Here is an 11,000-nt window from a genome sequence, read left to right as displayed (position 1 = left end):
TCCCATCGCACGAAATTGTACACATAAAATACTTAAAGTTATTTATAGATGCGGAGCACTTTGTGCTTGAAATGCTTACACAAAACCCTGAGGTCGAGGCAAAAAATGGTTTGAATGAGGGTTTTTAGATAGACTAAATGACCAAATTAAAACCATTTTTTAACGAAGAGATAGGGGTTTTGCATTAGCCCTGGTTTATTCAAATCTCAAGGCCTGGTTCATGGGATCTGCCTTTAGCGCGCTCCATTTTTCATAATAAGCTACAGCTAAAAAGCCTGTGATGCCTAGTGCCAAGGTTGCTGGGATTACCGCAATTCCATAGACGTAGGCTGTTGTGTCATGGAGACCTCCGTAGGCATTAATCACTACGCCTATCACCGAATGAAATCCGTAACCAAAAATCATGATGATCATGTTCGCTATAGCAGTAGTCAGTCCTGCAAGATGCTCTGGAACATAAGTTGACACTTGATAGATGGCTAAAATTTGGTAAGCGCAACAGACACCAACGATTAGAAAACTCACTGTGATAGTGGGCACGGTCATAATCCCACTAACAAGTGCTGCGAAAACCATGCACATCAGCATTCCTGCGGTGATAATCGTTCCCAAATAGTATCCTGTCTTTTCTGCAATCAAGCTTAATATTGGTGAACCAAAACACATGCCAATGAAAATCATTGAAGGTAAATAATTTGCTATGGATGGGCTATAGCCATAAACTTGTTTTAAAAATCCTGAGCCCCATACATCAGAAAAACCTTCCAGGGGTCCCAACATCAAACCGGCAAAACAGCACAGCAAAATCACTTTCTTGTTGGTGAAAACTGATTTGACATTTCCTATAACAGAAGTTTGCTTTGTCGGCTTAGTGTCCGGGACGATAAAATAAGTGATGTAGGCAAGCAACAATCCGATGATAATGAAGATCTCAACCACCGTTTTATATCCCAGAGTATGGCACAGGTAACTGACTGGCCCTCCACCATAAACAGCACCAACCAAACCAATCATCACTGAAAAACTAAGCATTCGGGAAAAGTGCTTCTCTTTAAAACCCATACGGATTATTTTAAAAGTACCTAAAATTGCAGCCGATGAACCTATACCAATTAATGCTCTTCCGATCAGTGGGTAGACCCATTGATTGGTGAATATCAGGGGTAATAGTCCAATAACGGGCAATAAAATACAGGCTGTCATTACTTTTCTTGGCCCAAAACGATCGAGCATAATACCTATCGGTAAATGCATTAGTGAATAACCAAGGTAGTAAATTCCAGAATATTGTCCGAAAACAGTAGCATCAATATGAAATTGTTGAGTGATATCCTCCATCATGATATTTGGCATCACCCGAAGAACATATTGATAAGCATAAAATACGGAAGCAATAACCCATACAAACCAGGCAGCTAATCTAGAATTCGACATAAAATAACCCCAATAAAAATATATTAATTGCACATTTTGAGCTTGTTGTATTCATGATGATATTTTATTTCATTTTGATTGGAATTAAATTGCAAAATAAGCCGAGTGAGTCATGGTTTTTGGATGAATAGTTCAAAGAAGTCATCTATTTTGGATATTTATGCTAATATTTAAAATAATTACCTCATTATTTAAACACTATGGACCGTATAGATAAAAAAATACTCGATATTCTGCAAGAAAATTGCCAGATCAATAATCAAAAACTTGCTGAAATGGTGGCACTATCTCCTTCACCCTGCCTGCGTCGCATTAAGTTATTAGAAGACAATGGATACATTAAGAAAAAAGTTGCTATTCTTGAACCAGATAAAATAGGGTTAAAGTTATCCGTAATCGTGTTGGTTGGCTTAAATAGCCATCAACCTGCCATTATGAATCAATTTGAGGACACCGTTCGTTTTTTGCCCGAAGTTGTTCAATGCTACCTAATTACTGGCCAATCAGCGGATTATTTATTAAAAGTAGTTGTTCCCGATTTAAATGCCTATCAATCTTTTTTATTAGGCAAATTAACCTCCATTAACGGTGTTTCCAGCGTACAGTCAAGTTTTATACTTAGAACTATTTGCGACACAACGTCTTTGCCATTGGATCATCTTGAGTTGGGGACAGGCTCCATTTAAATGATACAAACTGCTCAATGTTTGACGGGGTCCGTCCCGGTCCGTCCCCTCAATTAGTCCCCTCAATTATTGAATCTGAATATTTTTATTACATCTGCTATAGTTTAATTAGCTATGATTATTTAGGTGCATGATGGGTAAGGGTGTATTGGTATTCTCATTGGATTTTGACGGTTGTCTTGGTAATGGATCATTTAAAGCAAAGTACAACGCCTTACTTATTCAATACGGTAATCCAGAAGATATTCCCTCTGAAGAGTATGAAAAAGCAATTGTAGAAAGTAACCAACTACTTTTTGATGAGATATTGCGGATGTCAGCGGACTATGATCGACTAGTGATAATGGTTGGATCAAACCGAACTTCAGCGGAAAAAGATCGGGATGATGGCAAGAAGAATGGTAATGGGTCAGCATACCGTGCCATAGAACATTTCGCTTCAGCCTTAAGGAAAAAGAAGGGAGAGATTCCTGTTGAAGTGAACAAGCGAGTTTTATTTGATAGTATTCTAGGAAAACCTTCTGGATATAACTTCGATCTTCAAGAGGAACAAACACTTTCTGAGCAGCATAAGAGTGACTATGCTATGTCAGGAGATAGTAAATATCGTTTATCCTACATGCAAATTCAAGACGTGTGTGCTTCTTATCCAGATAGTCCAGTGACATATGTACATGTCGATGATAGAGATGATATTGTAACCGTTTCAGCAAATACTTATTCTGATAAATCCATTGGAGATTTACTCCCTACAAATCTTAAAGAAGCATCATTTTTACACTATGAAGAATACAATCCCATCGCTCATTTATTAAGACTTCAACGTCAAGTTCTTTCAACACGTCAGCTGGAATCAATTGAACTTCAAAAAATAAATGAGCAGATGAAACGTGCAATTGATGTTTTAGTGCAAGATATGCGTCAATTAGTTCAGCTTACTGAAAGTCGGTTGGACGAATTGGATGAACCGACAAGATTAGAAATTCAGAAAGCCAAAACAATTATTGATAAGTTGGACCAAGTTGACTTGAATGGAACATCGAGAAAGAGTTTGATTACCGCATTAGATATTGTGAATCAAGCTTTAAATAGTAATGTGCAATACAAGAAAATGCGCTTGCCTTCCGATATTCAAAAAGCTTATTCAGAATTTAATGAAAAACTGTATAAGTCCATCATCACTGAATTTGGTAAATTTCAAAGACCGCAAGATAGTGTCGGCTTTACTATTCCTGCAGAACACTATGATTTGATTGCTAGTAAATCAGGTAATGATAATTACAGCGAATCTTCTGACCCTATGTCGATTCTTAAACAGATTACAGCAGACTCAAGGGCTGTAGAACTTGATTTGTTTCTAGATACATTAAAATCGCGAATAACCTTTCCTAAAAAAGGGGATAAGTGGAGTCAATTTATAAAAAATAACCATCAAATTATTGATGATACCGCGGGTAATGATAAAACTCGTGATAAAGAAAATGCACTTATCCATTTAAGTAACGTGATCTTTTCTTGTAGAAAGGCTATGGCTACTGGAGAAATGAGTTATGGTGAGGCGATGAACACAATTAAACACGCTGTTGATAGTGCCATTGATGCGTCTGAACGAGTCCAAAAAACTACATTTTTTGGATATTTAGGCCTTACTAAAAGTGATGTAGCAAGGCAGTTAAAAGCGATAAAAATTCAAATGGAGAGTTCATTTAAAACAGAGCCTACGAATTCATTATGCAAAGACTATAGAGAAAGAGTTAATAGGGTTAAACCTCATGAAGAAAATGCACCAAAAGTCCCTTCTAATAAACACTAACCTTCCAGCAAAAAAGAATCCGGCGTTTCTGGGAGCATGTCATTCTTGACGATAAAGATTATGAACATCACGTCAATTATATTCATTACAACCCAGTCAAGCACGGTTATGTCCTTAACCCCTCTGATTGGGAGTTCTCAAGTATCCATCGTTTTATTAAGAATGGTATTTTAAGTAATAAATGGGCTTGCTTTGATGCATTTGAACCATTCAATTTTGGCGAGTAAATCGCTGGGCTTTCGCCCAGCCTACGTTTGCATTATTTAATTCAATCTCATTGCTTCTGTAGTCGGTTTTTCTAGTTTTTCCTCTTCCTTTTTTAAGGTTACTAGCTGCTTCCCTAATTCATCTTGTTTGACCTTATTGTGCCAAATTTCGAGATGAGTTTTGTTGTTGATTTCATCTTTAATTCTATCGATTTGTTCGTCAGTAAGCTCTTGAGTATGGCGATAGTATGCATAGAGTCGAGCACATATCTCATCAATCATCTCTTTTTCACTTAGATTTTCATTTTCAGGCTGTAAATGAAAATCGATCACGCAGCACATTGTAGCTCGGACATTGTTCACGTGAAACGCAGACAAAAATGCACGATAGGCGGAACTATTGCGAACAAACATAGGAATGAGGGGATTTTGTAGACTCCAGAAACCATCCAGTCGAACAACATGAATGGCTATTTTATTCTTCAATGCGAGCTGAGCTGCTCCAGTGTAAACTCTGGGGGCGTCTTGGCCTATTCTGGCGAAATTACCTTGAGGGAAAAGTGCTACACATCCCTTTTCATTTAGAGCTTGACTCGCTAGCTCAAGTGTATCAGCATTCGCAGATCGCCCAGTATTGTCTTTAATGGCCTTTGATTTGACCGGTATTGTTTTAAACATCTTCATAAATGCAGCAACGCCGGGAACAAAATTATAAGCATCTGTTGCAAAAAATCGAGGCGGTGTTCCCTCCATTTTTGAGGCAACAACAATGCCTTCCCAACCAGTGCGGTGAGGACCAACTGTAAGCAGTTTATTTTCATTATTCGTGATCTCTAAATCCCCACGTTTTGTATGCAACAAATTCGCAACAATGACCAGCATTCCAGCCAATATGCGAGCAAAACGGCTTTCAAAATGAAGGCGATTTTTAGATTCAGCAAATTTTGCAATGGCTAATGTTGCAATAACAACACCAACAAGTAGATACAGGAAGGTAAAATCGCTAGAGGATGACTCCTCGTTATCGTTAGAATCAAATCCATACATATTCATTACTCCTTTAAAAACTAAAGACTTTTTTCATTTGCATTTACCGCTAATGGCTTACATCGGCAAATTCAAAAGCGCAAATCAAACGCATGGCTATAATAGGCATTTTTTGTTGATTAGGGAATAAATATTTTCAAAATGATTCAATTGTAACTAGAAATTACAATAAACCGTTGGGATGAACAACGGCGTCCTGATTGTAAACCTTGTTTCTTAATTGGCAATTAAATAATCTTTTACATAGAACTTATTTGCAAATCTCTGAGGTAATTCTGATTTTACAGTGAGTTCATCAAGATAAACGAGTTTGAACTTGGATTTACCGGCAAGCGACGTAACATCAGGATTTTCTGGATAATACTTCAGAAGAGGTAAAAACAGGGATTGACCGATAACATAGCGTTTGTCACGACTTTCAGGTGAAAGGCCCCATATATTTTGATAAGTAATTGCATCTGATTTTTTGTTGCCAACATAAAGCATGACATGGCCACCAATATAAACAATGGTCATGAGCGGGTGTCCTTTTTCTTTTAAAAGAGTTAAACGTTCATCAACATTGTTTGTTGATAAATCTAAGTTTGAAGCGAGCTGAGCTTGTTGAGCCGAATTTCTGGGTAGCCAAATACCAAATGGGGTGAACATGCTTTTCAGTTCTTGTGAGCAATCATTCAAGAAAAAAGTCCCGCCCCAGCCATAAGGACGATTTTTTAATTGATTAATGATTTTAACAAGGTTTTTGGGGGATGCGGCTAGAGGCATTTTACTCGATGCCTGCGTTTCAATAAGACCAGTTTTAATAACTGCTTGATTATTGTTGTTTTTTACAGGTATTAAGATGGAGTTTTGTTGATTGTTTTGTTCCACCATCGGAAATACAGCGCCAATATAACCTGTAAATTGAAAGTGTTGCTGAGCATCAATAATACTTGCTTCTGTTTGTGTCACAGCAATCAGGCCATGTTGAGCAGCCTCTTGCCATTGGTTTATAAATCCAGAGGAAACATAGGCGATATGATTGCTATTAACCCAGGCAAAATAACCATCCGGTGTTAATACTAAAGACCATGCTTTGTCCTTTGATACACTCAAAACATAGAGTGGAGTTCCCACCCAAATCGATGACTCTTGTAAATTATCAAAAGGGAATCCTTGTCCAGGTAAGCTGGCATGAAAATAATCAGGAGCTAGATTTGGTAGTGCTCTGGCATTCGTATTTGCAACAGCAATCGCTCTATTTTCCTCATCGAACTCGCTCGATGCTAATGCCTGAAGATCCATGTTGTCTCTAATTGTATTCCACCAAGCTTGATCTTGTTCCTTAAAGTTTTCCGCATAATGTTTGTTTTCAGGTGATTTGTTTTGATTATTAAAGTCTTCCAGTATTTCAGGCTCAATTTTTTTCATCAAAGGCAATGCAGAGTTAACCATTTGTTCACTCCAGGGTGATAAACCATGGGGATCACTTGAGTAATAATGATTATAAAATTGCTGCAACTGCTCATTTTGATAATCTGGACTTACTAATGCTTTGGAATAATCCTCTCCATCTGAAGACAAATAATCATTAGCATTTTGAGAATAAGCTGTGATGGGGAAATCATAAATGGGCACTTCAATTGCATAGCCTGTCGCGAATTGGAACAACAGGAATGGAATCAGAAAGCGCTTTGGAATGAAAAATTGCTTATTGCACCTAGTATTGAACATTAAGATTCTGCTTAGCGAAAAAGAACATATGGTACTAATAAAGGGGTGTTTTTGTCAATTTATTGAACAGTTTTGAGGTGTAGAAAGGACACGCTAGGCTGTCTGACGCAACCTATCTTTCCATCCGAAGAAGTAGTGCCTCTCCTCCAGGGGTTTGTATCACTCCTATCCTATTAAATCCAACTTTCTCATACACACGAACAGCCCTATGATTTTTCGGATCTGGATCGGTAATAATTTCCTTTACTTGAGGGTTATTAAAAAGTAAATCAACAAACTGACTAATGATTTTAGTGCCATAACCTCTATTGATGTACATCGGATCACCAATAAGTTGGTCGATTCCAAAAGTGCCCTCTTTGGCATCAGGCCACCAACCTCCGCCGATTTTATTAGCCTCATAATATTGAATGTATCCGATGGGTCTCTGATCAAAAGAGATAATAAACGGACTAACTCCTCTCTCTGGTATTTTCTCTAAAAATTTTTGCCTGAGCTCTTCTTCATTTCCTGTTTCTTGCCAGAACTCAGCGACATGGGGCTCATTTAGCCACTGACGTAAAAGGGGAATATGACCTTCATGAAGAGGCAGAAATTGGATTTCATGATTCATTTTAGTTCCGTTGTTCATGCAGATTAGGTCGTTTGATCCAATAAGCAATCTACCAAAATCTCAAGGTTTGGGTCAACGGAGGAAGAGCCAATGAGACAATCACCTTATGATTTTTTTACTATAATTAAACAGGTTTGAATCATTTCAGGAGAGTGCCGTGCACAATTTTGAATATGAAGAGCATGATACACCGCATGCACTTACAGTCCCCCCAAAAATACATTTTGTTTGGGTTGGAGGTCCTATTCGTGAAAAATATCTACGTACTATTATGGATGTGGCCATGGTTGCTAAACGAAGTGGGTTTGAGATTAATCTATGGGTTGATAATGACATGAATTACGTTAAAACATCAGCCCAAGAGGGAATTGACATCCCAAATCTACGCATAAGAAATGTTCATGAATTAGAGGTTCAAATGCAAAATGATCCCTTTTATGAGGGAGATAGGTACAAAAAATTTTGGGAATACGTTAATAGGGAACGAGTGGGTTTTAGAAATCTTGCGGCTGCAGCGGATTTTTTTCGTTTTGAAATCCTAAGGCAAGAAGGCGGTTATTATTTTGATACGGATATTGTATTTTGTTTGGATGAAAACTCTCGATTTGTAGCAGATGAAATTCCTTTTGGTGTCAAAGCACACGTGGATTTACACACAGGGGTATATGAGTCATCTTGTGTTGTCAGCGCAATTGGGGATGTTAACAACGATATTATTGCTGCAGTGCCTTATCATGAAGTCATGGAAGGGGCAATCCAATTTGCCATGGAACAACATGAAATGTATGACACCACACCTATGCAAGGAAATTTTCGTAAAAAATTTGGAGCATACAGCAATATCATGGATGCTAAACGTATACCTTATCAATCCGGAGAGCCTATAAATTTGAGAAGGGCTCAAACTATTCAAGCAGGTCCCGGTGCATTGCGGGATGCTATGCAGACGTATGTTACATCCATTAGTGCTGACGATTTCTCAACACTCAATACATTAAAAGTTGGAGATTCAAGATCATCCGTAGTCAGTGAAAGTAAAAAACCAATTATGGGTGTTGAAATTATTAGCAAGTGTGACAAAACCTGGTTAATGCACAAAAGAAAAGCTCAACAAAAAGCCTTTGATACCGATTCAATTGCGATAGAGCCTGCGCTATCGAGGGAGTCTGGAGAAGCATTAAGAGAAGAAAGTGAACTCCAAAACAGTGTCCGCAAGGAGCAGTTTATTCAAGAATTAAAAGAGTACATGACGACAAAAAAAGAAGAGTTAAGACAGGCTTTGGACGTTAAAGAAAAAGAGGAGGAGCATGACTCTAAAGAGAAAGCCCTCAGTAAGCATTTTAAAACGCGTAGCATTGAAGTAACAAAAGGGTTTTCTGTAGAACAGAAAATTGCTGCTGTAGAAAAGCTGATAAAATTACTCCAGGAAGACGATCAGGCATTACTACTGACTGCTAGTGACTATTCAGCACTAACAAGTTCTCGTTTAGGTAAGATAGTCGAAAAATATGAAGATTTACTGTACAGAGACTATATTGTCAGTGATGAACTGGGCGATACACCATTCTAGCAATGTTGAGCAACGTCTAGCCCAAGCATTTTTACAAACACCATTACAACTTCATGATCCATCGCTCAATACTCTTGGAAAATACCTCAAGGGTGTATTTTTCTTCAAAATGTTTACGGCAATCTGAGCGTTTGATTTGATCAATGAGATGAATTGATGAAATCATTTTATCGATATCATCAGCCGGTACAACGAACCCTGTGCGCCCATCCTGAATGATTTCGGCTGGTGCACCACGGTTGTAAGCGATTGTTGGGGTTCCGCAGGCTAGGGCTTCAACCACGACAAGACCAAAAGCTTCTACCGATTTGGGTGTCATTAATTGAGCGCGTGCTTGACCTAGCTCCCATTGTAGTTTTGTACTTGGTAAAAATCCGCAATACACCACCTTTGCCTTTGGGTAATTATTTTGTGCTTCCATCCAATAAGCCTCATCCTCCATATATCCCCATATTTTTATCAAGTAGTTTGTTTTTTCAGCAAGCTTGAATACGTCAGCTACCCCTTTTTCCCTCGAAATCCGTCCTACAAAGGCAAGATGCTTTTGAGGATTGGAGTTGTATGCATACAATGAATCATCAATCCCGCATTCAATGATTTTTGTGCCTTTTCGTATGGTTGAGTTAAAAGTAGCTGCTTGAGCACGACTATGCATGACTAACGAGTTAGGAAACTGTGTGGCAACCTTTTCAAAGATAGAATCCATGTCATCATTGAGTGAACTCATACTGATGACATGTCCAATTGGAGTATTGCAAGTAGGGTGTTGCTCAAATGGAAGCTTGTCATAGGCGAAATTAACGATGCAATCAAATCGATCGGAATGCTCAATGGCAAATTTCCACATATTGATCAATACAGAATCCATTGGAGTGGATATAGCGTCATTACGCTTTAATCGCTGCATGGGAATATGCAATCTTCCTTCAAATTGATGGACTGCTATGCCATCAATGGTTGATCCTGTTGGGGCAACCACCTCCACGTCATGGGTTTGTTTTTTGAATGATCTTGCCAGTGAAGAGACTATTAGTTCAACGCCACCGCCTATTCCAGAACCAATTGGACCTACCGGAGTAGAAATAAAGAGAAGACGCATTTTTCGATAACTCCTCTTTCCTTTTGTGCGTATAATTCAATACGATGTATCTTTTATAATAGCATAGCCATGATTTCATCTAATTGAGAAACCATTTAATAACCCAAAGGAGGCGATGACTTGATGTTGGTTCCTGAACTCTCTTTACTTGATCATCTTCCAGGCTATATTGGTTGGAAGAATTTAAACCGCCAATACATAGGTGCAAACAAAGCTTTGCTGAAGTTTAAAGGATTTGGTGATCTAGAAGAACTCGCTGGTAAAACCGATGAGGAGCTGTCACCTGGGTCCATTGAAGAAAACAAAATTTATCAGCAGCAAGATTTGCGAGTATTTAATGGCGAAAAAATCACAACAGTGCATTTGGATTCAAAGTCTAGTGAAGTTTTCTTATTGGAGAAAATCCCTTTAACAGACCCAAACAACAGTGTGAAAGGATTGATTTATAGTTGTCGTCCTTGTCGCCATAAGAGTGGGATTTATAATGCGTTAAGACAATTTGACGAACAGTTGCTTTTAAATTCTCATCATTACACTCTGAGCGACAATGAAAATACTTACGAATTAACTCAACGTGAGTGTGAATGTGTTTTTTTACTCACAAGAGGTAAATCGGCGAAAGAAATAGGGGAATTGCTTTCGCTCTCAAAACGAACCATAGAGTCGTACATCGAAAACATTAAAAATAAAATGGATTGTAAGAATAAAGCGGAAATACTGGTAAAAGCAGTGCTCAATGGCTATCACAATCACATCCCCACAAGACTTAATCAAGCGGCTATAATAAAGTCACTGTAAGAAGGAGAGGCTGATTTTTAC

At 38.2% G+C, this 11,000-nt stretch carries 9 protein-coding genes; 4 read left to right on the top strand and 5 right to left on the bottom strand.

The genetic code is table 11. From position 1 onward, the window contains the following. Positions 1 to 195 precede the first annotated feature (195 nt). Positions 196 to 1,434, bottom strand: a complete 1,239-nt coding sequence (locus Lwal_RS03490) for an MFS transporter (protein WP_058479533.1) — start codon at positions 1,432 to 1,434, stop codon at positions 196 to 198. A gap of 200 nt (positions 1,435 to 1,634) precedes the next feature. Here Lwal_RS03490 and Lwal_RS03485 point away from each other — a divergent pair, with 200 nt between their 5' ends. Together Lwal_RS03485 and Lwal_RS03480 are read left to right on the top strand one after the other, a co-directional pair. Further along, complete coding sequence (locus Lwal_RS03485) at positions 1,635 to 2,120, top strand: Lrp/AsnC family transcriptional regulator (protein WP_058479532.1); 486 nt, start codon at positions 1,635 to 1,637, stop codon at positions 2,118 to 2,120. 130 nt (positions 2,121 to 2,250) lie between these two features. Beyond that, positions 2,251 to 3,933 (top strand): hypothetical protein, encoded by a 1,683-nt coding sequence (locus tag Lwal_RS03480; protein WP_133141259.1) that lies wholly within the window; start codon positions 2,251 to 2,253, stop codon positions 3,931 to 3,933. A 263-nt stretch (positions 3,934 to 4,196) separates the two neighbouring features. On the opposite strand, the gene Lwal_RS03475 is transcribed toward Lwal_RS03480, so the two are convergent. From Lwal_RS03475 to Lwal_RS03465, 3 genes are all read right to left on the bottom strand, one after another. Next, entirely contained in the window at positions 4,197 to 5,186 is a 990-nt protein-coding gene (locus Lwal_RS03475; RefSeq protein WP_058479530.1) for a lysophospholipid acyltransferase family protein, read from the bottom strand. A gap of 216 nt (positions 5,187 to 5,402) precedes the next feature. Beyond that, entirely contained in the window at positions 5,403 to 6,899 is a 1,497-nt protein-coding gene (locus Lwal_RS03470; RefSeq protein WP_065235641.1) for an SH3 domain-containing protein, read from the bottom strand. A 112-nt stretch (positions 6,900 to 7,011) separates the two neighbouring features. After that, positions 7,012 to 7,512, bottom strand: coding sequence for a GNAT family N-acetyltransferase (locus Lwal_RS03465; RefSeq protein WP_058479529.1), 501 nt, complete (start codon positions 7,510 to 7,512; stop codon positions 7,012 to 7,014). A gap of 157 nt (positions 7,513 to 7,669) precedes the next feature. Between Lwal_RS03465 and Lwal_RS03460 the strand changes: the two genes are divergently transcribed. Continuing rightward, positions 7,670 to 9,082, top strand: coding sequence for a TcdA/TcdB catalytic glycosyltransferase domain-containing protein (locus Lwal_RS03460; RefSeq protein WP_058479528.1), 1,413 nt, complete (start codon positions 7,670 to 7,672; stop codon positions 9,080 to 9,082). Positions 9,083 to 9,125: 43 nt separating this feature from the next. Here the strand turns inward: Lwal_RS03460 and Lwal_RS03455 are convergent, their stop codons facing one another. Continuing rightward, the gene (locus Lwal_RS03455) at positions 9,126 to 10,181 is read right to left on the bottom strand and encodes a glycosyltransferase (protein WP_058479527.1); all 1,056 of its coding nucleotides are present in this window, start codon (positions 10,179 to 10,181) and stop codon (positions 9,126 to 9,128) included. A gap of 123 nt (positions 10,182 to 10,304) precedes the next feature. On the opposite strand from Lwal_RS03455, the gene Lwal_RS03450 reads away from it, so the two are divergent. Next, positions 10,305 to 10,979, top strand: a complete 675-nt coding sequence (locus tag Lwal_RS03450) for a helix-turn-helix transcriptional regulator (protein WP_058479526.1) — start codon at positions 10,305 to 10,307, stop codon at positions 10,977 to 10,979. Positions 10,980 to 11,000: the final 21 nt, after the last annotated feature.

Source organism: Legionella waltersii, assembly GCF_001468085.1.
Lineage (GTDB): Bacteria > Pseudomonadota > Gammaproteobacteria > Legionellales > Legionellaceae > Legionella > Legionella waltersii.
Note: the sequence above shows the minus strand (reverse complement) of the source record. Positions and strands in the feature narration are given on the sequence as shown.